Below are 25,573 nucleotides of genomic sequence, written 5' to 3' on the forward strand. Positions count from 1 at the left end.
TTCCTTTTAAACAACGCCGCCGCTCCAAGGGCCTTCCATCACCCCACTCACGCCCAGATATCTGGCCACGTCGCCAAACAGCTGATGCGTACCGTAAATTCGTTGCCCATTATTGACACCGTCACCACAATTGATGATTCGCCCCATTTGCAGTGCGCCGCCGGCACCACCCGCGAGAGTGACAGCGCCGGCAGCGCCGCCGTGTTTGGAACCGTCGCCCACCTCACTGAACATCACCACCAGGGTGTCGTCGAGCAGGCCTTTGTTATCCAGTTGCTGCAGGGTGTACGCCAGCAATGCGTGATACCAGCGGACCTGCGCGGTATGGGGAACATCACCGGGGCGATGGGAGGCACTGTGGCTGGCGAACTCGTTGTACCAGCGGGTGATGGCGCCGACGGTGCCGCTCTCGCTACTGTGCTGAATACCCTGGCTGATGGCCCTCTGGGCCATTTCCCAGCATTCGTCGTAGGAGTAGTTAACCAGGTTGCCGTTCTCATCGCCCTTGGAGAGCTGCAGGGTGGCGACACGGTGCAGTCCACAGGAAAAAGCGCCGACGATATTGTCTACCTGCGCCCGCGCCAGATGGGGGAACATTTGCCACTCCGTGGGCGTAAGCTGGCTGCTGGAATTGTAATAGGGGTCACTCATCACATTGGTGTTGAAGCTGCACTCGCCCACCTGATTGCCGGCAAGGTCCCGCAGGCGCTTTAATGCATTTTCGTGCAGGGTGAGTTTGTCGCGGCGCGCGTTTTCCAGGGTGACGTCGGCGAGGCTGCCAAAGTCATTGAGAATGGCTTCGTAGTATGCCTGTTTGTCGCCATTGTCCGTTGTGCCACCTCCCGCGATACCCACAGCCAGCTTTTGCGCGGCATCCGCCGGATCGTTGTTGGGAATCGGACGCGTGTCACTGGCGTAACCGCGCGGCTTGGAAATCATAATGTCCGAGCGGCTGCCGGTGCGCACACCGAGACTCAACACGCCTTCACTGCCCAGCTGCTCCGCAATCAGGTGATCAATGCTGGCGCTCTCGCGGCTGATCTGGTTGTTGCCGGTGAGAATGCCGCGCATATCGTTGTAGTGGGCACCAGCGCCACTGCCGATATCCAGTGTGAGGTTTTGCAGCACAATCATGCGGTTGTGCCAGGGGGTAAGGGGACCGAGGCCGAAGCTCAATTCCTGGCTACCGCTGATGCTGCCCGGCCCCTGTTGCGGCAGCCAGTTGTAGGGAACGACTCCATTGGGGTAGTAGAGAAACAGTACCCGCTGCGCGCTGCCACTCTGCGCGAAAACCCGCTGCCCCAACATGCTGCCGGCCAGTGGCAGCAGCATGCCGGCCCGGGCCAGGTTGCGCAGGAATTTTCTGCGGGACTGGCTGGTGGATTCTCTCGCAGAGGTAAAACCAAATTTATTCAGCAGTTTCATTATTTTTATCTCCCGAATTTTAGCGGCGTAAAACGAAGGCATCAGACAGAACGAGGGTACGCAGCATGTCGCGCATACCACCACCGCTGCGCAGGTCTTCGCTGACCTGGTGAATGATCAGATCATCACTCGCGCCTTCCTCGCGTCCCACCACATAGCGGTAGAACTGCCGCGCAAAACAGGCCTCGCCCTGATCACTGCCGGCGATGAGCGCAGCCAGTTCCGGTACCGAGTAGAAGTCGTAACTCGGGCTGGTGGGGTCCATGACCGTGGCCGGGGTGTACAGGCTCTTGATGCTGCCACTATCGTCGATCTCCCGTTGCTCTCCGGTACCGATGGTTTCGATGGTGCGGTACAGGGCATCGCTGCCGAAACGCTCGAAGCCGAATCCCACTCCGTCGATAAACTGGTGGCAGGCAGAACAGGCTGGATCGGACGTGTGCCGCGCGGTAGCCTCGCGGTTGCTGTCGGAGTCTTCAAATACCACGTTGAAGTCCGCCGCCGCCGGTGGCGGGAATTCCTGGCACATCAGCACTTCGCGCACATAGACACCGCGCTTGATTGGCGCAGGGTTGACGGTGCTGGTGCGCGAGGCGAGGAAGCTGCCATGCCCCAGCAGCCCACTGCCACTGCGTGGATCACCTGCCGGGAAGGTGCGCATCGACCAGTTGCTGTTGCTGCTTTCGAGACCGTAGTGGGCCGCGAGGGCGCCATTGGCCCAGGTGTAATTGGCGGAGAGCAATTCGCTGAAGGCACTGTTGCCACGGATATTTTCCAGCACGAAGCCCACCGTCTCTTCCTTGAACGCCGCAATCAGGTCCGCGCTGGTGATGGCCGGGAACGGATATTGGTTGTTGATCAGCCAGCCGCCGATAAAGCGGCGCAAACCACGCTCCGCGCGCGGGTCGGCCAGCAACCGGTCCACCTGCGCCGCCACATCAAAGCTCGCTTCGCTGGCCGCGAGCAATAGAGCATCGTCCGGTGTGGTGACCCAGAAGGTGTAGGAAAGCAGCGTGGCGATTTCATAATGAGTGAGCCGGTAGAGGCCGGTGGCGACATCGAGTTCGCCCAGCTCAGAGCGGTACATGAAGTGTGGCGACATGAGCATGGCCTGTATCGCCAGGCGGCCATCGTCTTCCGCGCTGTACAGCGCCGCATAGCGATTGACTTCATCGCCGGTCAGTGGGCGGCGGAACAGACGGAAGCCGAGCGTATCGATTACACAGTGGTTGTCGCCGCAGCCGCTGACCAGATTGCCGAAGCCAGACTGGGTAATAACAATATCCGCAACCTGCTCGGCCACCAGTTCATAACCGAGGGTGCGGTCGTTGCCGGCGGTGAGGAATGACGCGGTATCGAAGTTGCGGTAGCGACCGTCGGCCGGCACCGGTCCCATCAGTGACAGATCAAAGTCGATACCGAAAATATCCCGCACGCTATTGAGATACTCCTCGCGGGTGAGCAGCCGCAGATTGCGCCCATCGAGATTGCTGCCATCGCAATCGCTGCCGGTGCAAGCACTGGTATTCCAGGCTTCATCCACCATCAGGCGCGCGATTTCATAGGCACAGGCACCGGACTCATTGCCTGCGCAACTGGCGGCGGCGTCCATAGGCATGAAGTCTTCGATGTACTGTGTCAGGTCACCGAGCTGCCAGCTGGCGCCGGTGCCCGCGAGCGCCGGGGCCACATCCCCCTGCCCCTGATCACCGTGACAACCTGCGCACTGGGCCGCGTAAAAGTTCTGCCCGGCTTCGTAGGCGTTGCTGATACTGGGGAACAGCGCCACCAGCGACAAATCGTGCCGCGGAATCAGCAGTTGCACCTGCGGCAGCGACGGATCGCCGACGATATAGGGTGCGGCATCACCACTCCAGCCACCGAACGCCGTTCCCAGCGGCGGCGCATCCGCATTCACGGTGATGACACTGCCGATCGCATAATCCCGTTCACCGTCGGCGGTGCTACCGCCAATTACGGACACCCTTGAGGTATCGCCACCCACCGGGGCCTCCGGCGTCCAGGGCTCCCAGGCACCCGCGACAAAACTCGAAGATTCAGCAATATTGCGCTGGTCGCCTGTCTGCTGGCCGTTGCCGCTGTTGAACACCAGATTGACTTCGCCACCCGGAAGATCTTCTTCATCCACATAATGCGTCCAGAAGCCGCCTTCATCCGGACCGGCCATCAACACGCCGGGCCACTGGGTCAGTGCCTGGTCCTGGCCGTTGACGGTGATCCACAGGTGCACATATACCTGCGCCCAGTTGTCCGGATTGTCGAAACGAAGGGCAATCCCATCGAAACCCTCCGTCAGGGTTGCGCTCGCGGTGAATTCCCCGAGTTGCACCTGCACCGTCACATCACCATTGCCGGTGCGGGTAACAAAGCCATTCTGATCCACCGTTGCCGGGCCACTGACAACGGACCAACTCACCTGCCCGTACAGGTTCTTGCGGGTACCGTCGGCGCGCACGCCGAAGGCCACCAGCTGTCGGCTGCCATTCAGTGCGATATCCGTCGGTGCGATTTCCAGGCGGGTAATACTGGTATCCACGCTGGTGACGGAAACAGTGAGCGTTTCACTGAACCCTCCCTGCTGAACGGTGATGCTCGCGCTGCCGGTGGCACCGGCACGCAGCACGAACGCACCTTCAGTAACAGACTCCACGGCGAGAACTGCGGGATCACTGGAGGAAACACTGGGCATACCGTCGACCGGTACGGTAAAACCATTGTCGTACAGCGCATGTACTTGCACCGCAAGCGCATCGCCGCTATTCAACCGGTCGCTGTCCGCGTGCAATGCGATGCCGCTCTGCACGGCATCGGCGTTGCCAATCCAACTCCGGAACAGCGCTTCCGCCACCGGGTTGGTATAGCGGGTGCCCTTGGGCATACGGTTGTTGTCGGTAGTCTGGTATATGTACACCAGGCTGTCGGCGTGATCGAAAGGCCGCAGGCGCGCGGCGCCGCCGGTGGTTTCCACATTGACCAGGCGCATATCCGCAAGCGGCGTATCGTAGCGCAAGTCCATGAAGCTACTGGCGTGACAGTGGGAGCAGTTGGTATCCAGATAGGTGCGCGCGCGTTCGTTCAGATCCGCACCGGTATCTGCGGCATCCACAAAAGCATCGTGACTGGCTGCACCGCCAATGTCTTGCGAAAACAGAGCGATGGTATTGAATACGTCCAGCTGGTTGGCAATAGTTTCAGAGCCTTCGCCGTACTGGAAATCCCGGTTCAACTGCCGGGTGTGGACCGCCAGGGGCTCGCGACTGCCACTTCCGATGTGGCAGGATCCGCAGTCAGCGGCAGACTGCACGGCCCGCTGGCGGCTTTCTACACCGCCGTCCATCACTGTGAGGGTTTCGGTCACCAGGTCAGCGTCGGTACCGGCACTGTTCCAGTAATAGTTTGCCGCCTGCCACTTGCCGGTGTCCTGGCGGAACAGCACCGAGGTAGTAAACGGCTGCGCGGGATTATCCGCGGTGGCAATACTCTGATGTTTCACCAATACCGTGCCGATGGGAAGATCCCACTTGTCGGTTTCGGCAAAGGTGATCTGGCTGTCGTTTGGCAGCGCGAAAAAGTGCCGGGTGCTGGCGCCGTCGAACCAGCCCTGGGTATTGAGACTGTATTCGAGCACACCGGAAACCGGCTGCAGGTTTTCCAGATCGGCAAACAGCCCGGTTTCGGAAAGCTTTGCGGGGATGACTGCCGATTGGGCATCGTCGTCCACCACTTTGTAAATCGTGGACTGGCCGCCGTACTCCACACCGTAGGTGGAAACCAGCAACGTATCGCCACTCAGGTCGGTGCCGAAGGAAGCGATGTTTTCCGGGAAGGCGTCACTGACCAGAGACTTCGCCTCTCCGTCAACGATCGACCAGATGCGCTTGGTGACGTAATCCCCAAACACAAAGTGTCCGCTCAACCCGGGCAGCGCATTGCCGCGGTACACCCCCCCGCCGATGATGGAAAAGCCGGTGGGGTGGGCATAGCCGTCCCGCGGCGGTTGGAAATCCGTGCTGCAGTTTTTGCCCGGATCGCCACCCAGGTCACCGCGGTTGTTGGTGCCTTCACAGATGGGCCAGCCGTAATTCTTTCCTTTTTCAATCAGGTTGACCTCTTCGAAGCCCGCCTGCCCCACTTCGGTTTCCCAAAGGGTGTAGGGCGCCTCGGTGTCGAAGCTCCAGCGCCAGGGATTGCGATGGCCGTAGGACCAGATTTCACCACGGAAACCGGGCACACCAACGAACGGGTTATCCGCGGGGATTTCGTAATAGTTCCCGTCTACCGGCTGCGCCAGCGGCTTGATACGGATGAAGGTGCCGAGCAGGTTATCGGTTTCCTGAGCGCCGTTATTGGTGCGCGGATCTTCCGGATAGCTCATGGTGGCACTGTGGCCGTAGGCACCATCGCCGATGCTCAGATACAGGTACTTGTCCTCCGGGTGGAACTGCATCATGCCACCCTTGTGGTCCGGGCCGCGCTGGGGGATCCGCAGAATTTCCGTGCTGGAGCCGGCGATTACCTGGGTAGGATTGTTCGGGTTGTCCACGGTCCAGCGCTCAAGAATGGCATCGCCATAGCTGCCATCGGGCGCGCGCATATTGTCGTCAGTGCCGTGGATGTAATAGATGTAGATAAAGCCGTTACTGGCGTAATCCGGGTCAAAGGCCATGCTGAGCAGTCCCTGCTCGTGGTAATTGCGCACTACACCTTTGATATCCAGCAGCGTGCGCACTTCCGTCGATGCCACCTCCTCGCGGTTTGGAAACACAAAAATGGAACCGGTCTTGTCGACCACATACAGCAGGTCGCTGATGCCATCGGGAATCACCATCACCGGCGACATGAACTGACCTTGCAGGTTCGGGTAGGCCACCTCAAAACGGTAGCTGCCACCGGAAACATTGCCGGAGATCGGGAAGTTCAACGGCTGTGCCAGCAGTGGACGCTTGGTAGGCGGCTGGTCAACGGGCGGCTCTTGATCCAGCCCACAGGTTTCCGCACCCTGCCACTGGCCGGCGAGATAACAGGGATCACCACTGTAGGTCTGATCTGCAGTTTGTGAATTGCCGTTGTCGTTGAAAATGACATTCAGGGAATCCGGCATCGTGCCGTTGGCCAGATGCGCAGCGAAGTCGTAACAGAAATTTTCACCGGCTGCGGTCATGGCAAGCCCAGGCCAACCGGGAAGGTTGCTGACACTGCCGGCGGGCTGCGCATTCCAGAAATAGATATGTGGCGCCGCGTAATTCTGCGGATTGTCAAAGCACAGGCTGGTGGACGTGCCCTCCGGCGGTGGCTCGACGATTTCCGTTACCGTGATGGCCTTGCTGGCATCGTCAAATGCGATGCGATAGCGGCCATTCGCCACCGGGTAATCATTGGCCGGATAGGCTTCATTCCAGTTCTGGTAGTGACTGATTTTGAAGCGGGGGTTGGCGTCATCAAAGATCTGCTCGGTTACCCAGGCGCCGCTGTCGGCATCATAGGTCATTGCGGTAGCGCCCCAGTCGTTCGGGGTGCCGCGGAACCAGGCTTCGGACCAGGTTTGCGCGCTGGCGTGCACAGGTAAGAGCAGTGCCCACGCGGCAAAAAGGCGCAGGCATAGTTTAGCAGCGGAGTGCAGCACTCCGGCCATCACAGGGGCAGAAATCATCGCTATGCTCCGGGAGTTATTGTTATCCGGATAACCGTCATGCGTTATTAACATGCGGTATATATTATTTATTCGCTGACGACCTCTCAGCGCAGTGTGCGCGAACCACTGATACGCAGTTTCACGTTACTCGTTTTATACAACATTACCTCCTCCTCCCCTGGGGGCGTAGACCTCCCCTGGGGGCGTAGACCTCCCCCATGCCATATTTACGCGCCGATACACACCGCGCAAACTTCAAGGCAAAAAAAACCGGCGATAGATCAATCTATTGCCGGCAAATCTTTCGACGAGAAAGAGAGGGTTGGGTTCATCACGCAGACGATGAAGGCATTACAAAAAACGAACAATCTCCCAAGTCATCCCCGCACAGAGAAGTGTCGCGCCTGACTTTTCTGGTCGGGATCCCTGCGCTTGCGGCGCCTGGAATCCCGTCAGCGCGGGAATGACACAGATTTATTTAGCGAGTGGTCAACTCCTGGGGCTCTGGGCTACCCAACAGCAGGATGTCAAATCCGGTATCAAACTTCAGTGTGCCATTTTCCACCCGCGCTTCTGCGCCGGAGTAGTAATCCTTCACCAGGGTACCTTCGGCAAATACCGTGCTTGCATCTACAGTCTTTTCGCCCGCCGGCATATCCAGCGCAACCATGACACGGTCATTTTCCAGCGTGCGCGAAAACACATACGGTGCGGCGCTGAGCTGTTGATGGACACCGGCACCCACCGCAAGGTGAGACTGACGGAACAGGCCGAGCTTCTGCCAGTGACTCAGGATCTCACTGGTTTTGCTCTGCTCAATGCTGCTCCAGTCCATGGGCACGCGCATGGACGCATCGCCATAGGCCTGATCGTCGATCATCGGTCGCGCGATTTCATCGCCGTAATAAATCTGCGCAGCGCCTGGTGCCAACATAAGCTTCAGCGCTGCGCTTTTCACCTGCTTGCGCTCGCGGTCGAAGGAGCCCTGATCGTCATGAGAGCCGAGGTAATTCAATACAGATACCCCCTGCAGAGCGCCATCGTGAAGGATGCTGGAATACTGACTGAAAATGGATTCCATATCCTGTGCAGCGTGGGCAGCAAAACCCATATTGATCAGGCTGTCGAACCCATAATTGAAGAAGTCGACCTTGCGATCACCGTAATCGTAGAAGCGGCCATCGCTGTTAGAGAAGTTATTCACACCGAAATGGTACACCTCGCCGACCATGAAAAATTCGCGATCATCGAGCTTGCGATCTGCATTGGCGGCCTTCCATTCCGCCAGTGCAAGGCTGGCTTCTTTCTTCAGCACCGCCCAGATTTCCGGTTCGGTGTGCTTCACGGTATCCGCACGGAAGCCGTCCACACCGTATTCACGCACCCAGTCGGTGAGCCACTTGACGATGTAGTACTTCGGCGCGCGCGGATAACCGGTGCGCTCGAAAAAGGCATCCAGCTCTGCGACCTCCTGCTCAAGCCGGCCCTCGCGCTGCCATTTTTCTATCAGCTGCGGTGGCAGCTCAACGGGTTTCTCACTCTCAGTTAGAATGTCCGGCAGGTTGTCTGTCAGTGCGCACTGCACATTCTGAGCGAAGCTGCTCCAATCGCACTGGGGATTGGTGCGCACCCAGTCCGAGGGCCACAGCGGGTCTTCCGCCGTAACCGGACCTGTGTGATTGATGATGACATCCAGCAGGATGCGGACACCCTTGCTGTGGGCCTTCTCAATCAACTCGGAAAGCTCTGCCTCGGTGCCTAAGTTGGCGTCTACACTGGTCCAGTCTTTCGGCCAGTAGCCGTGGAAAGCATAGGTACGCTTGTCGCCCTCATCGTAACCATGGACATTTTCGATGACCGGCGACATCCATAGGGCGTCTACACCCAGATCGGTGAAATAGCCCTCCTCCAGCTTCTGGATGACACCGCGCAGGTCACCGCCGTGAAAACCGCGCATATGGGCAGCATCATCTTTGCGACCATAAGAAAGGTCATTGTCCGGATTACCGTTGTGGAAACGGTCCGGCAGCATGAAATAGATGGTGGCGTTGTTCCAGAAGGGATCCGCCGAGAAACTGTTGACCTGGGTCAAGGCGGGGGCGGCCGTCTCCGGCGAAGATACCGCACCGGCCTGGGCCCCCGGGGCCTGGGGTTCGCTTTCGGAACAGGCGGCCAGGGAAAGGGCAGCCGCGGACATCACGGCACTCAGGCCGAACATTTTTCTCATTATCTTCTCTCCGCCGTTATCGTACAGTCATCACTGCAACCTACTGTACGCACACCGGCCGCAGATTCATCCTCCTGCCACGGGGCGTAGATGAGAATGGCGCAGGTGAAAAAAGCAGCGGCCGGTGGTAGTCTTGACCTCCCGGTCATGGGGCCGCCCACAAACCGCTCAGCGGCATATATAAAACAGGGTGGCATACGCACGCCGCAAGGCAGAGAGAAAACTTAGGGACCAGATTTGAAGGAGTGATCATGCAGGAAAAACCCATCGTATTCGTCGTTGTCGACCCCAATGACGACCGCCATGTAGCCCTTGAGCGCGCCCTGGCGACCGCGCGCGAGCGCACCCCGCAACCGAAACTGGCGGTATTTGTGGCAGTTGATGGCGAAGCCGTCGATACCCGCGCGGTGAACGACCACCTGTTCCGCGATGAATTCTGGTTCCGCGACCAGATCCGCAAGCCAATAGAAGATGCCGGTGTCGAGTTCGAGATTAGCGTGTGCTGGTCCAGTGACTGGCAGGCGGCCATTATTCAGGAATCCAAACGCTGCAACGCGGAAATGATCTACCTGCCTGTGCACGCCAGAACCAGCCGCCGCTTCACCTTTGCCGAATCCAAGTGGCAGGTGCTGAAACACGCCAAGTGCCCGGTGGTGCTGATTCGCCCCGGCGCCAAGGACCGTCGCAAGGTGGTGCTGGCCACTGTTAATTACCAGGCCCAGAGCACCCAGCAGCGCCAGCTAAACCGCCAGATCACTGAGCGCGCCGGCTACATAGCCGAGGTATATGGTGCCGAACTGCACCTGGTCAACGCATTCCTCGATTCCATGCTCTACCCGGACCGAGGGCAACTTGCCAAACTGGCGGAAAAGACCGGCGTTCCCACCGACCGCATCCACGTAAAACAGGGCTACACCAACGAAGTGGTCGCGGAGATAGCCAAGGAAATCGACGCGGACGTGGTGGTGATGGGCACCCTGAACCAGTACGGCGAGACCGGCTCACTGCTACGCGGCAATACCGCCGAGCGAGTGATTGGCTCACTGGAGATCGATGTGATGGTATGTAACGCGTTTACCACTACTGGACACTGAACACCCAGCGGCTCAGGCCCCGCACTCGCGGGGCCTTTTGCACCACAGGCTCGTCCACACTATCAACCGGCTATTTGACACCGGAGGCCAACAGTGAGGACAAAAACGCCTCATGGGTCGGCAACTGCCTGACCGTCCCCTGGATCAGGATTTTCAGGCTCTGCAGCAGGTCGCTCAGCTGCGTGTCGCTCATACCGTCCGCAATCCCGTGATAATCCTCCGGCAGTACGCCTTGCCCAATCAGCACCTGCTGCCACGCCACTTCCGTAAACAGATCGTCGTAATCCCGGAATACCTTGCCGGTCGCGCGAAAGAGCTCCATTTTATATCGCAGACTTTCCGGAATCGCCATGTTTTCGCAGTGCCGCCAGAAGTCACTGTCGCGTCGCTGATTGGCCTTGTAATGAAGAATAATAAAGTCCCGAATACGCTCCATCTCCAGCCGTGACTGGCGATTAAATTCCGTTACCTCCTCGGTACGGATACCGCGGTGCGGGAAACATTTGACCAGCCGGGTAGCACCGGATTGCACCAGATGGATAGACGTACTTTCCAATGGCTCCAGGAATCCGCTAGCAAGCCCAAGACTTACCACATTCTTTTCCCACTGATTACGCCGATGACCGGTACGAAACGGGATCACCCGAGGCTCCGCCAGCGGCTTGCCCGGCAGAGTGCGCAGCAGCATCTCGCGGGCCTGCTCGTCACTGCAGTGGCTACTGGAATACACCAGCCCGTTGCCGACGCGATGCTGCAGTGGAATCTGCCATTGCCAGCCGCAAGCGCGGGCGATGGAACGCGTATAAGGAACAATAGACGCAGTCGACTCACTGGGGACTGCAATGGCACGATCGCACGGTAGCCATTGCCCCCAGTCTTCGTACTCGCTGCACACAGCCTTGCCGATCAATAGACCGGCAAAACCAGAGCAGTCCACAAACAAATCGCCCTCAACAACCTGACCACTCTCCAGCGTCAGCCCCTCAACGTAGCCGCTGTCATGATTGCAGCGCACATCGAAAACCTTGCCCTCAACCCGCTCGACACCTTTGGATTCGCTGTATCGACGCAGGTATTGCGCGTAGAGCCCAGCGTCAAAATGATAGGCATAGGAAAGTCCCGGGAGCTTGGTGTTGGGAATATTGGTGAGATGGGAAAATTTGTTGTGCTTTGCAGCCTGATAATTCAGCGAAAAGTCCCAGTAACAATCATTGCCGCCGAGTGCGCGGTTGCGCAGCCAGTAGTGATGAAAATCACAAAAGGGAAAATTCTTACCGATGCTACCGAAGGCGTGCATGTAGTTCTCGCCCGGGCGAGACCAGTTTTCAAACTGAATACCGAGCTTGATAGTAGCTTTGGTCTCGCGCAGGAAATCCGCCTCATCGAAACCGAGCGCACCGTTAAAATTACGAATGGGAGGAATGGTTGCCTCGCCCACCCCGACAGTGCCGATCTCGTCAGACTCCACCAACGTAACCGCTACCGTTCCCGCCATGCTCTTGGCCATCATTGCCGCGGTTATCCAGCCTGCGGTACCGCCGCCCAGGATCACCAATTTTCCAATATTCTTATTGTTCACATCAAAACCATCAAATGGTTACTAATAAACTACAGAGCGTATTCCAGCCAGGGTTTACGCAAAAGAGGCATGATCTATCTGCACCCCAATCACACTGTCCGACTGAAACACAAACTGGCTCAACCCAGCTCCCCCTGCCTGAGGGCGTAAAACTACCGTACCAAGTAGGCTCGGAAAAATTTCAGATTGGAAAACGTATTTATATTTTTATGTAGATTGCATGAGCCCAGACGGCACCCACGAAGCTCAGTGGGTAAGAGATTTTTCGGGATTGGTTACCCTGCCCAAGATTACCTTTCCAACACTAACTACGCGTCGAGGATAGGCGCAGTTGAATTGCCCGCCACCAACATTAGCAAACACCTTTCTACTCCCTCCCCGGGGGCGCAGGCAAAATCGCAATTACAAGTGATACAAATATACCAGTTAGCTCGCCGGGGCTTCAGAGTACAAAGGTAGCGACCGAATAGAGAATAAATAATTCAACAAAGCCTGCCTGCTCGGATTATTCACTTCCGAACGCGCGCCATGCGTCGGCTAGCTTTTGATTCCCGGTGTACCAACCCCAATTGCTGAACAAACGCTGGCCCTCTGATACCAGCGAAAATTTTCGACGATCCAGATAAAGCCAAAAACGTTTATCTGGTTTGCAAAAGTGAAATCCTAGTGACGCCAGTTTGCAACAAAACCTTCGCACAGCCCACATGGAGATGCAACAGCGGAAACACCACAAGTAGCGGCTTCAAGGCCTTCTAGTCAACGGAACATTCCAGTAATTCAAGATTGTCTATCAACGATGTCCGAAGAGGTCTTCTGGAACCAGCGCGAGCCTCCGCGCTGGTGTTCCGTTGTTAAAAAAGCCCGTAGAAAAAGTATTGGCGAACCCAGAACGTAAACCAAAGAGCTTAGTAAGGGAAGTAATGAGCGATTCTTATACTCAACTAGAACCACGCGGTAACGATCACAACATTATGGAAAACGACATTGCGATTGTAGGCATGTCCTGCCGGTTACCGGGTAACGTCAACAACCCGGAATCATTCTTTGCGTTTCTTCTGGATGGCGGCGATGGAATTGTTGAGGTCCCTGGCGACCGGTGGGAAAATAGCGCCTACTACGATCAGGACAAAGACAAGCCGAACAAGATGTATGTCAATCAAGGCGGCTTCATTAAGAATATAGATCTATTCGATCCACAATTTTTCGGAATCTCGCCAAAGGAAGCACCCCATTTAGACCCGCAGCATCGCTGGTTGCTTGAGCTGGCGTACGAAGTATTTGAAAACGCAGGCATGAAAGCCTCAGAACTGAAGGGAAGTAATACGGCAGTCTATATTGGGCAGTTCATGCACGATTACGAGCAGGTACAGCTTTCCTCATCAGCGCATAAATTGATGACTAGCCACTCGGCTACCGGGCCGTCAATGACACTGACAGCTAACCGAATTTCCTACACCTTCGACTTTACCGGGCCAAGTGTATCTCTCGATACCGCCTGTTCATCATCGCTCGTTGCTCTGGATCTGGCATGTAAAGCGATTCTTACCGGTGATAGTGATATGGCTATTGCCGGCGGCGTAAATATTCTATTACGCCCCGAACTTACCATGTCGATATGTAAAGCCTCCATGTTGTCACCAGACTGTCGTTGCAAAAGCTTCGACGCGGCAGCCAATGGCTATGTGCGCAGTGAAGGTGCCGGATTGGTACTGCTTAAAAAACGCGAGGCAGCCGAGCGAGACGGTGACAATATTCTCGCCGTTATTAAGGCGACGGGAGTGAACCAGGATGGGCAAACAATCGGAATTACCGTTCCCAACGGGGAATCACAAAAAGCACTATTGAAAAAGTCATTACAGAGAGCAGGCCTCTCACCGAGCACTATTCAGTATGCCGAAGCACACGGCACCGGAACAGCGGTTGGAGACCCAATTGAGGTAAATGCCCTGGGGGAAGTACTGGGCGATCGGTCTATTGATACTCCGAGTTGTGTCGTGGGTTCTGTGAAAAGCAATATTGGCCATAGTGAAGCTACCGCAGGGGTGGCGGGCCTGATGAAAACGGTCATGGCCATGCGTGCCGGCCGTATCCCGCAGAATATTCATTACCATACGCCAAACCCGGCCATCGACCTTGAGAAACTCAATGTACGAATAGCCGATAAGCAGATAGATTGGCCAGACACTGACGGGCAGCCTCGACGAGCGATGGTAAATTCATTCGGCTTTGGGGGCACAAATGCTAACGTGATTCTACAGCAGGCGCCCGCCATAAAGCCGGCGCCGGCCACCCAGGCTCCCGTGGTGAATGGTGAAATCAAGCTTCTACTGATAAGTCATAAAACTGAAAGCGGCTTGAAGCAGCAAGCACAAAAGATGGCTGGCTATCTTCAGCAGGACTTGCTTGATAGGGACGACGCCGACGCATTGCTACACCATGTCTGCTACACCTCCGCCATCAAACGCGAGCATTTCAAGCATCGCCTGGTAGTTAGCGGCGATAGCGTGTCAGCGATGATCGCTGGCCTCGAAGATTTTGTCGAAGGCCGGGCATCCGGCAGTTACATACAATCGCCTGCGGAAGAAAGTCCAGCGAAAAAGCCCTGCTTCGTATTTTCGGGGATGGGCCCACAATGGTCGGGTATGGGGCGCAGGCTTTATCAGAGTGAACCCGTTTACCGTGCAGCATTGGACCGCTGCAGCGAAGCGCTCTCTCACTATACCGGCTGGTCGCTTGTCGATGCCATTTTTAACAGCCAGGATCAGGAAGAGATCCATCAGACCTGCATCGCTCAACCGGCGATATTTGCAACCCAGGTGGCACTGTCAGAGCTACTCGCCTCATGGGGAATTGAAGCTGGCTGCATCGTCGGTCACAGCGCTGGGGAAGTCGGTGCGGCCTATATTGCCGGCGCGCTCAGTTTTGATGACGCAATTAAAGTCATATATCACCGCAGCCAACTGCAACACACCACCGAAGGTATGGGGAAAATGCTCGCGGTGGGGTTGAGCGAAGCGAATTTGGTGCCCTATCTTGCCGGATTAGACGAGAAAGTTTCCATTGCCGCTGTAAATAGTGAAGAGGCTATTACCCTCGCGGGTGATGCTGAAGCACTCGCGCGCATCGCGGAGCAGCTGGATGAACAAGGCATCTTTGCGCGCTTCCTGAGCGTCGGCGTACCTTATCACAGTCCGGTTATGGACCAGTTGAAAGCGCCTTTGCAGGAAGCTCTCACCGGTATAGTGGTACATACGCCAACTACACCACTGTATTCCAGCGTCAGCGCCAAGCCTACATGCGAAGGCGATTGGGGTGCGGCATACTGGCCGGAAAATGTGCGTGAACCGGTGCGCTTTAAAGATGCCATAGAGAATATCTTTAACGATGGATATACAACATTCATTGAAATATCCCCGCACCCTACGCTGATCAGCTCCATTACTTCCTCCCTGAAGCAATGCCGTGTTGTATCAACCTTGAACCGCAAGCATGCCGATGACGTCATCCTGCAACATACTCTCGCAGCCATGCATGCGAAAGGTATTTTGGTAAATTGGTCCGCGCTTTACCCCAATGCCGGTTGTTTAATGCCTTTGCCAAACTACGTCTGGCAACACGCGAGCTACTGGAGCGAGGCGGATGACGTAAAGCAGGCTCGCCTTAAGAACATTCAACTCGGTGCGGGTTACGCCGAGCCCGTGCATCCACTGCTCGGAAGTCCGCTCAAAACTTCGGCCCCCGCCTGGCAAAAAACCGTCGATCTCCATGAAATTCCGTTCCTGGATGGTCACAAGGTGGCTGAGGACGTTGTCTATCCCGGCGCTGCTTATATAGAGAGTGCGTTAGCCATGGCACGCCTTCGCCACGGTCGAAACGATATAACACTGGAAAATTTGGAATTCATACGGGCGTGTTTTATCGACAAAGATAATCCCGCGCAGTTTGAAAGCCGCCTGCTTGAAGGCGAGTACGAGTTTGAAATCAACGCGTTAGATACATCCTCAAACTGGATCACGTATTGCCGCGGTGGTATCAGCGCCCTTGCGAAGCAAGCACCGAGGGGGCAGGTGAACCTGGAAGAAATCACCCAGCGCCTGTCCAGACATATGGACAAATCTGCCTTCTATGGGCACTGCCATGCATTGGGACTGTGCTACGAAGACGCGTTTCAGCTGGTTGAACAAGCCTGGTATGTCGACGATGAGTGTGTGGTGGAAGTACGCCCACAGAGCGCCATCATTGATACGGGCGCCGACTACCTGCTACACCCCGTACTTCTCGACGGTGCATTTCAAGGCCTGTTCCCTACCGTACAGAAGGGCTACCTTCCGGTAAAAATCGGCGCATTGCACTTTCATCAAGCGCCAGGTGCACACTTCTATTGTCACCTGGTAACCGATTACAAAGATGAGCACCGCATTGTTGGGCACTTAACCCTGTTTGATAAAGACGGGAATATACTGGTCGAAGTTGACTCGATTGAACTCAGGGCTCACCAGCCCGTGGAGTCAGGCGACGCCGACAAGGCAATCGAGTACGACTATTTCTGGGAAAGAATGCCACTCAATACCGACCACGCCGCATCCAATAACGGCGTATGGGTTGTGTTCGCCGATAACCAGGGCATTGCCGACAAACTGGTCTCCACATTAGCCGCTAAGGACGTCGCGGTACACGTTGTACCTGCAACTACCGAAATCAACGGGCCGGATGACTTTCTACCTGCGTTGCGAGCGGTGAACAATCAATGTGCCGGCATCCTGTATATGTGGGGCATCGACAATCCTAACTGCGAAGAACAGTCCTCAGAGGAAGTCCTGGCGAGCTGCCGCGTCACGTCGGTAATCCCCATGTACTTAGTGCAGGCGATGAACAAACTGGACTGGCCTAACGCGCTAAAGCTGTTCTTTGTTACCCAAGGAGTCCACAGGCTCGGTGGAGATACTCATCTGCCTCAACCTTCGCAAGGAGCCCTGTGGGGTTTTGCGCGGGTTTTGGCTTCCGAGCATGCGGAATACAGTGTTTCTCTGCTGGACCTGGCAGACACGGTTGACGATTCCCTGATCCATACCCTGGCAGACCATCTGCAAAGTGACCAGTACGAGCAAGAAACTGCGCTGAGAGCGGGCGAAAGGTATGTCGGCCGTCTTCGCAAAGTGAACGCCGCCATACTGGACGAGTACGCTGATGGTGAAACTGTCATTGACGCAAGCGATGGGTACCAAGTTACTAGCTACAGCGATCAAGGTATCGCTAGCGTACGTTTACACGCCCTGCGAATACCGCCGCTCGATGACAACCAGGTAAGAGTACGAGTACGGGCAGCGGGCCCGGATCAGGGCTCGATACTCGCCGGAGTTGTGGAGGCGGTGGGCAGTTCGGTCAAGGCATGGTCGCGCGGAGAGAATGTCATCGTACTTGGTGAAAAAACGCGCGCTTCTCATGTTCATATCACAACGGATTCACTTATCCCGCTACCTGCCGGATTGAGCTACATCCAAGCCGTAGCGGTAGGTGAACATTTTTCCGTTGCGTATTACGCCCTCAATGAACTCGCGATTTTACGCGCAGGGGAAAAAGTACTTATTTATGGCGGTGACTCCGCTGCCGCACATGCCGCTGCGCAACTCGCTTGCGCGAAGAATGCAAAGGTGTATGCCGCAGCGGATACAGAAGAAAAGCGCCAGCGACTTTCCGCCACAGGTGTTCTCCGGGTTCTCGATTCATCTACCTACGAATGCTCATCTCAGCTGATGGAAGCATTGCATTGCGACGAAGGACACACGAATTTCGATGTCGTTCTCAACTTCGAGGAGGGTATCGGGTATGAAAAAGTTTCAACCTTAATCGATGATTTTGGACGTTTTGTAGACCTCAGAAAAACCGCTACCGGTTGCGGGCGCAGTTTCATTGAGAACCTGACCAAAAAGAATGCGTCATATCATCGAGCCAACACACACGATCTGGCGCGAAAACATCCTGAGCGCTACCGCTGCCTGATACAGGAAGCCGTAGATGCCTTTGCGAAGATTTCGAATCAGTTCTCGCAAAATCTGATTGATGTGCATGTCGTTGGAATGGATGGAAATACCGAACTACCCAAGTCGGAACCGATACCGACTGTGCTCGATTTCAATGCCGCAAAAGTAACTGCGGCGCGCGGCATCAACCCTGATCTCATCAAAGCCGATAAAACCTATCTGGTAACCGGTGGTCTTGGCGGTCTTGGGCTGGTGATGTTGGACTGGCTTGTATCGAGTGGTGCAACCTCTGTTGCACTCACTGGCCGCAGTACTCCCAATGAAAATGCACAGCAAAAGATCGCCGAAGCTCAGTCCCGCGGTGTCGACGTTCATATTGTGCGCGCGGACGTATCGGACGCCCGTGCCATGGGTGACGCTCTATCAGCATTGAAGACATCAGACAAACCGCTTGCAGGCATTGTTCATTCGGCTGGCGTGCTAAGCGATGGCGTGATCGCACAGCAAACCGAAGAGCAATTTCAGCGTGTACTCGCGCCGAAGGTAAGCGGTACCTGGAACCTGCACACATTAACTAAAGACATTGATCTGGATTTCTTTGTCTGCTTTTCCTCCATCGCTTCGCTTGTCGGCTGGTCCGGTCAAAGTAACTACGCCGCGGCCAATGCGTTCATGGACACGCTAGCCTTTCACCGCCGTGCGCTCGGACAACCCGCTTTGAGCGTTAACTGGGGACCATGGGCGGAGGCAGGCATGGCGGCAAGTCTGGATGAACGTGATATCCGGCGGATGAAGGACGCCGGCATGACACCGCTAAGTCCCGAGAGCGGCGTCAGATCAATGACCCGGTTGCTCGCGCACCACGTACCCCAGGCTGGTGTATTTGAGCTGGATTGGTCGAAGATTCTCAAGCAATACGCCGATCCGCGTAAGAAAACCCTTTTCTCCAATTTTATTGATACGGGTGTTCTTAAGAACGAAGCTGACTTCCTTGATCTTCTAAATAGTGCGTCGCAGCTTGAAAAGGAGTCTTTACTGAGCGGGAGAGTAACGACGCTTCTGGCGGATGTACTTGGTATTGAAAACGCAGAAAGTCTCGATCCCAACTGCAATATTTATGAGTACGGATTGAATTCCTTGATGGCGCTCGAGTTCTCCAATCGTCTACAGGGCGTTTTGAAAGCGAAGATCTCTTCGACACTTGTCATGAAGTATCCAACCATTAATGGCCTGGTAGATTACGTTGTTTCTCATGTGGTGACTGCACCAGGTGCCGTCGCCTCAGCAGACACTTCGACAGAGCAAGAAACAAAAACAGTGATTGCAGGTAACGCGCTGCTGAATGTGGATGATGAAAACAACGTTGAGGTGGAATGGTAATGCGCGAGATAACCGCTGTAATTGAGCAACTCACCAGCGCAGGCGTCTACATCTTCGCTGAATCTGGAAAGCTCAAGACAAAATGTCCAAAAGAGAAGCTGACACCGCACGTTGTCGCGCTGATAAAGAATAACAAGGATGGGCTTCTTCGCTATCTCGCGCGTCAAGATTCTTCAAGTAATGACATCGATATCAAAATCAGGCGCCGCGCCCTACGTTCAGCACCGCAGTCATTCTCGCAGCGACGGCTGTGGCTTCTTGACAAGATTGAAGGAGGTAGCCCTCAGTACAATATGGCGCGCGTACTGCGTTTTAGCGGAGAGCTTGACATCTCCGCCCTGCAAAGGAGCTTCGAGACGCTCATTCAGCGTCATGAGAGCCTGAGAACCACATTTCGCATGAATGGCGAGCAAGTTCCAGTTCAGGAGGTTCACGACGCTGCTGAGTTCAGTATCCCTACTCACGATATCTCCCAGCTCGCGGACACCGATCGCGAGACTGAAATGGCCCGGTTGATCGCCTTTGAAAGCACCAAGCCATTTGACCTGAATTGCTCTCCGATGCTACGCGCTAGTTTGATCAAGCTGGGCAAAACTGAACATGTACTGTTATTTACAATGCATCACATTTCCTCCGATGGATGGTCGATTGGATTGGTGATGAAAGAACTTAGCACGCTCTATAGTGCCTACGTTCTTGGCGCGAACAATCCCTTCCCGCCACTGGAAATTCAGTACTCAGATTACGCGCAATGGCAGCTGGACAACCTGCAAGGAAGCGAGCTTGATCGACAAATCGGTTACTGGAAGAAAAAACTGTACGGTCTTCCTGCCGTGCACAATCTGCCTCTAGATGGTCATCGCCCCCAGAAGCAAAGTTTCGCGGGATCAACCCATGTTAGCTATATCGATAAATCGGCTACGGCAGCGTTGCGCACCCTGTGCCAGCGGCAGGGTGCAACGCTTTTCATGGGCTTGCACGCAGCATTCTCTACGCTTCTCTCCCGCTACAGCAGGGAGCACGATATCGTCATTGGCACGCCGGTCAGTAACCGCGAGCAGACACAGGTCTCGGACCTGATCGGTTTTTTCGTCAACACGCTGATATTGCGCACTGATTTTTCTGGCAGGCCTACATTCAATCAGTTACTGGAGCAGTGCAAGACCACCGCCCTGGAAGCGTATGAGCATCAGCAGATTCCATTTGAAGTGCTGCTGGAAGAACTAAAGCCTGCTCGCAGCCTAGCGTACAGCCCCCTTTTTCAGGTCATGTTAGTGTTGCAGCCTGTCGCCCTGAAAGAAATTGACCTGCCGGGAGTGAAGGTCAGTTTCGAAGGAAGAGAAACACAAGTCTCAGTATATGACCTGACGCTGAATGTTACTGAGAACGAAGCCGGTATGGAGCTGGAGTGGGAGTTCAATAGCGATCTTTTCGAGACTGAAACAATTACACGGATGTCGCAACACTTCGATTACTTGCTGTCGGGACTTGTGCGTCAACCCGCGACCCCCATTGACGAAATTCCGCTCCTGTCACCCAGTGAGCAACAGGACTATGCTACCCGCTGGAACCCGGCCTACACAGAGTATCCAGACAAGGATTGTATTCATACCCTGTTCGAAGCACAGGTACAAAGCTCACCTGACGCGGTGGCGCTGATTTTCGATAACGTAGCAGTCAGCTACGCAGAACTGAACAGCCGCGCCAATCAGCTTGCGCACCTCCTTATCACGGAACATAAAATCGAGCCAGACACCCGAGTTGGTATTTGCCTTGAGCGCTCGCTTGACATGGTGCTGGCCATGCTGGCGATTCTAAAGGCGGGCGGTGCCTACGTACCACTGGACCCCGCATATCCCCGTGCACGACTGGCGTACATGGTTGACGATGCGAACCTGAATACGGTGGTCGTGCAAACGTCAACTCAGGAATGCATACCACTTACGGAGGTGCGCGCACTATGCCTGGACGATGTGTCGACGGCGGCAGCGGTGGCGCAGTGCCCGGGGAGCAATCCCACCAGGGAGCTCACTGGCGCTGATCCCAAGAGCCTCGCTTACGTCACATACACATCCGGTTCCACCGGCGCGCCCAAAGGGGTAATGGTTGAACACGCCAACATCGTCAATTTCCTGACAAGTATGGCCGTAGCTCCGGGCTTAACTTCTGTGGATTGTTTGTTGGCTGTCACGTCTATCTGCTTTGATATTCACGGTCTAGAGATTTTCCTGCCTTTGATTCGCGGAGCAAAGCTAGTACTTGCCTCAAAAACTGATGCGAGCGATCCCGAGCGGATCAAACGCAGTTTGCGCCAGCACAAGGTTTCGATCATGCAGGCAACTCCAGCGACCTGGAAAATGTTGATCGAATCAAATTGGCAGGTCGAGCATCCAATAAAGATACTTTGTGGCGGCGAAGCGCTGACTAAGCCACTTGCAAAAGCTCTGCTGCGCCGGCCCGGTATATCACTCTGGAATATGTATGGGCCTACAGAGACGACAATCTGGTCTTGCGTAAACGAAATAGGTTACGACGACGAACGCATACTTGTCGGTCAACCTATCGCCAACACTCAGGTTTATATCGCTTCAGATGACATGACACTAGCGCCTATCGGAGTTCCCGGAGAGCTGCTCATCGCTGGGCACGGCGTAGCCAGAGGGTATCTGAATCGGGAAGAGTTAACTCGGGAAAGGTTTATTCACAATCCATTTCGCAGTGAATCGGAAAAAGGGGGAAGTGGGCGACTGTATAGAACAGGTGATCTCGCTCGCAGGCTCTCCGACGGAAACATTGAGTTCCTGGGGCGCATGGATCAGCAAGTTAAGGTTAGAGGATTTCGCATAGAGTTAGGCGAGATTGAAGCGACACTAATATCTCTATCTGAGGTGAAAGATGCTGTTGTTGTCACTCACTCTATTGGCGAAAGCGAACCCATGCTAGTGGCGTATGTCGTTAGCGAGCAACAATCACATAGTGAACAGGAGATAGACCTTAGCGGGCGGTTGCGCGATCACCTAACACTTCGTTTGCCCCATTACATGATTCCAGCTTTTATTGTGCGCTTGGATGCGTTGCCTTTGACCGCAAACGGCAAAATTGACAGGAACGCCCTACCTAGTCCAAATGTAGTACTCAATGAAGAAGAATTTAATGAGCCCACGACAGAGTGTGAGAAAGAACTGGCCGAAATCTGGAAAAGCGTTCTGAAAATCAAAAAAGTGAGTGCAAACGACCAGTTTTTCGATATTGGAGGAGATTCGATCAGTGCGATACGCCTGATCAGCCGAGTAGAGGACTTAGGGGCAACCTTAAGTGTCCGCGATATATATGAATTTCCGGATCTCTCGGCGTTGGCACGCCATGTTGAAAAACAACGCCGGTCCAACGTAGAGACAGGTAGCCGAAGTCCCGTTACCAGCATGGGCGAGCAAAAACTGTTACCCAAGCAGTTGCAGCTTCTCAATGCCGACAACGGCATTGACGGAGATCTGATTGACTATATTTTATTGGATGCTCCACAAGCCCTCGATAATGACTTTCTTCTGGCGTGGCTGATGGCGATGCACGAGTGCCATCCAGTGTTGAACGTACGTATTTTGGCACCAGATAGCCGAACAGACACCTATTGTGGTAAGGATTGGAAAGCTGTTTATCAGCAACTCGACCTCGCAGACATTCAGTCAAGGATTCATGTTGCGGATGTGAGCAAGCTATCTGCCGAGGAAAAGGAAGACTACATCTCAGCGCAGAAACAAGCTTTGCAGCAGTCACTGACCTCCATTGGCGGACCAATGCTGGAGGTAGTGCTGATCAAAGATGACGAAAGTACTGGTAAGCCTCACTTGCTACTGGGCATTCAGCGTTTGTTACTTGATCGAGCATCAATTGGAGTCCTTCTGGACGATCTGGAGTCGGCCTATCAAGACTATCTGAATGGCGGAAAAATCGCTCTTTCGAAAAGTACTTTTTCATACCAGGAGTATGGGGAATCTGTTAAAAAACTTGAACAAAGCAAACATCTGCTTGCCAAGCGTGACACTTGGCTAAGTATTCTACGCACACCCAGTGAAAGCCTGTGCGTTGAAGATTTAACGCGAGAGCCGCCAGTAGAAACCCGTTTTACGTCTACCACCCTAAGCGATAAACACAGTGCAATTCTGTTGACACACAGCATAGAGATGCTGAATGCCACGGTGGAGGAACTTGTATATTCTTCGTTAAGTCATGCCATTTACTGCTGGCGGGGGACCGAACTTACGCTTCGTATCGATGTAGAGAGATCCGACAGGCTGGACTCCGCAAAAGATAAGAACATGAGACGTCTGCTCGGTACGTTTGAGTATACATACCCCACTGTAGCCCAATGTTTGCCATTCGGTGGTGTGAAGAGAGTTCCTGAAAAATCCTCGTCCGAAATCGGGAGAATTTCACGGCAAGGTCTCGATTATGGACTTATTTCACAAGCATACGGCGATAGGCAATTCAAAGATCAGGCAGCGTCAAATCAGGCCGAAATTTTCTACAAATACCACGGACAAATCGATCCATCCCTCCGGTCAGAAAATTTCGAAGTTATCGAAGGGATGTCACTCAGCACGCTGGAGCCGAGAAGCGCAAAGTCCTATATGCTTTCGCTTAACGTCGCGATTGTAGGTGGCAGAATTCATTTGATAGCAAATTACTCAAGAGGCATTACTAACACTGAGGCGCGTAGACTACTGGACGATCTGGAAAATCAGCTGAATCAATACGTCAACTACATTTCCGATCACCTACCCGACAGCACCAGTCTCAGTTGCTCGCCAGTGCTTATGGCACCAACCGTGCGCTATCTTTTGGAGAATCAAAAGTGGCGAACACATTTCAACGTAAAGTTCATGATGGGCTTTCGGAAGAGCAGCTTTAATATGGCACTGCTTGAGGAAAGCTTTAATCGACTTGTTGAGCGTCACGATGGTCTACGTTTCCGAATAGTTCAACAGGACGAGACTTTCTCCCAGCATATCGCACCAAAGGGCATACGTTATCGCTTTGAAGAAATTGATTTGTCTGCATACGATGCCCGCGAAGGAGTCGCAAGGCTTGAAGCAGCCGCAAACAGGCTGCATCAATCATTTTCATTCTCTCTAGATCAGCCTTTGTTCAAAGTGGCCCACATCAAACTGAATAAAGATCTCGGTGATCGCTTGCTACTGATTTTCCATCATATGATTGTTGACGGCGCCTCAATACGATCGATTGTCAAGGAACTTTACGTAGGATACAGCATTCTGCTGAACCAAGCTCAGATTGAAATACCCGGATCCTCCTCAGTCTCATGGCTGGAAAACTACTACGATGCGTTTGATCGCGCGGATAGAGATCAGGAACTCACTTTCTGGAAAACGATGCCCTGGGATGAACTCGCTTCGGTCAAGTACCTCAAGGACGCCGATACACTTGCTCGCGGGCGGGAGAGTACTTCTTCTCAAAATATCCCGCTACTAGATGGGAGGGAATCCGAAAAGCTTACCAACTTGATAGCGAGAGATGGTAGTTCATTACTGTTTGAAGCGTTGATTCTCGGTTTCTATCGCGCATTCAAGCCACGCCTGACGTCCACGCGAGTGCTGATGGAACTAGTGAATGACAACCGTGGAGTTAGCTCTCTTGGGAAAATGTCACGCAACATCGTTGGCAATGTCACGAGCAATGATTTCTTGCTCTTTGATTTCTCCATGGAGGATCAATGCGGACTGTTGGAAACGCTCGAGAACCTACGCGAGCAGCGGCTCGGCTTTAAAGCCAGAGAAAAGAGCTTGATGACGCTTCTGTATGGTGAAAACAGGGCCTATTTTAACCAAGATATGTCGACATATTTACCGTTGATCGGGCTTAATTTCATGGTCGAAGAGAGAGATCGCAGTTCTAGTTTGAAGGATGATATGCCTTCCTATATCTGGCCGGCGGTCGAGGGCACGGGCAATTTTGAAAGCCGCGAACTTGATGGAGTTCGTACGCATGCAATGTTCGTAGGCGTTGTTCTCGTGCCAGGAGAGGGACTCAGCGCAAAAACAGATATTAATCAAGGAGCATTACTTAACATTGAGGCGGAGCGAGTACTACAAGAGTATCAGTTGGCAATGAAGAACATGGTTCACAGACATGCAACGCCCCTTAACTCCAACTACGCCGCGGTAGAAACAACCGCGTAGTTTAGTTGCTTAACCAAGCGAACCCATCCGTTGGTGT

7 protein-coding genes are annotated in these 25,573 nt (G+C 54.4%); 3 read left to right on the forward strand and 4 right to left on the reverse strand.

Annotation, left to right across the window (positions count from 1 at the left end; genetic code table 11):
* Nucleotides 1–6 precede the first annotated feature (6 nt).
* From FDY93_RS16470 to FDY93_RS16480, 3 genes are all read right to left on the reverse strand, one after another.
* The gene (locus tag FDY93_RS16470) at nucleotides 7–1,425 is read right to left on the reverse strand and encodes a DUF1552 domain-containing protein (protein WP_138236852.1); all 1,419 of its coding nucleotides are present in this window, start codon (nucleotides 1,423–1,425) and stop codon (nucleotides 7–9) included.
* Nucleotides 1,426–1,444: 19 nt separating this feature from the next.
* Entirely contained in the window at nucleotides 1,445–7,096 is a 5,652-nt protein-coding gene (locus FDY93_RS16475) for a PQQ-dependent sugar dehydrogenase (protein ID WP_138236853.1), read from the reverse strand.
* A 460-nt stretch (nucleotides 7,097–7,556) separates the two neighbouring features.
* The gene (locus FDY93_RS16480; RefSeq protein WP_246068618.1) at nucleotides 7,557–9,305 is read right to left on the reverse strand and encodes an alpha-amylase family glycosyl hydrolase; all 1,749 of its coding nucleotides are present in this window, start codon (nucleotides 9,303–9,305) and stop codon (nucleotides 7,557–7,559) included.
* Between the two features lie 251 nt (nucleotides 9,306–9,556).
* On the opposite strand from FDY93_RS16480, the gene FDY93_RS16485 reads away from it, so the two are divergent.
* Nucleotides 9,557–10,399 carry a universal stress protein gene (locus FDY93_RS16485; RefSeq protein ID WP_138236854.1) on the forward strand — a complete coding sequence of 281 codons (843 nt, stop codon included), beginning with the start codon at nucleotides 9,557–9,559 and terminating at the stop codon, nucleotides 10,397–10,399.
* A gap of 70 nt (nucleotides 10,400–10,469) precedes the next feature.
* Here the strand turns inward: FDY93_RS16485 and FDY93_RS16490 are convergent, their stop codons facing one another.
* On the reverse strand, nucleotides 10,470–11,978 hold the full coding sequence (locus tag FDY93_RS16490; protein WP_138236855.1) for a tryptophan halogenase family protein: 1,509 nt from the start codon (nucleotides 11,976–11,978) through the stop codon (nucleotides 10,470–10,472).
* Between the two features lie 920 nt (nucleotides 11,979–12,898).
* Here FDY93_RS16490 and FDY93_RS16495 point away from each other — a divergent pair.
* On the forward strand, nucleotides 12,899–19,339 hold the full coding sequence (locus FDY93_RS16495; protein WP_138236856.1) for a type I polyketide synthase: 6,441 nt from the start codon (nucleotides 12,899–12,901) through the stop codon (nucleotides 19,337–19,339).
* Nucleotides 19,339–25,536: a non-ribosomal peptide synthetase gene (locus FDY93_RS16500; RefSeq protein WP_171019018.1), complete on the forward strand. Its 6,198-nt coding sequence runs from the start codon at nucleotides 19,339–19,341 to the stop codon at nucleotides 25,534–25,536. The genes FDY93_RS16495 and FDY93_RS16500 overlap by 1 nt, the downstream gene beginning before the upstream one ends.
* Nucleotides 25,537–25,573: the final 37 nt, after the last annotated feature.

Origin of the sequence: Microbulbifer harenosus (assembly GCF_005771435.1) — a bacterium.
In the GTDB taxonomy this organism is placed as follows: domain Bacteria; phylum Pseudomonadota; class Gammaproteobacteria; order Pseudomonadales; family Cellvibrionaceae; genus Microbulbifer; species Microbulbifer harenosus.

What these genes read in the sequence shown, in the direction of transcription:
- FDY93_RS16470 (WP_138236852.1), bottom strand. Translation starts at nt 1,425, where the DNA reads ATGAAACTGCTGAATAAATTTGGTTTTACCTCTGCGAGAGAATCCACC.
- FDY93_RS16475 (WP_138236853.1), bottom strand. Translation starts at nt 7,096, where the DNA reads ATGATTTCTGCCCCTGTGATGGCCGGAGTGCTGCACTCCGCTGCTAAA.
- FDY93_RS16480 (WP_246068618.1), bottom strand. Translation starts at nt 9,305, where the DNA reads ATGAGAAAAATGTTCGGCCTGAGTGCCGTGATGTCCGCGGCTGCCCTT.
- FDY93_RS16485 (WP_138236854.1), top strand. Translation starts at nt 9,557, where the DNA reads ATGCAGGAAAAACCCATCGTATTCGTCGTTGTCGACCCCAATGACGAC.
- FDY93_RS16495 (WP_138236856.1), top strand. Translation starts at nt 12,899, where the DNA reads ATGAGCGATTCTTATACTCAACTAGAACCACGCGGTAACGATCACAAC.
- FDY93_RS16500 (WP_171019018.1), top strand. Translation starts at nt 19,339, where the DNA reads ATGCGCGAGATAACCGCTGTAATTGAGCAACTCACCAGCGCAGGCGTC.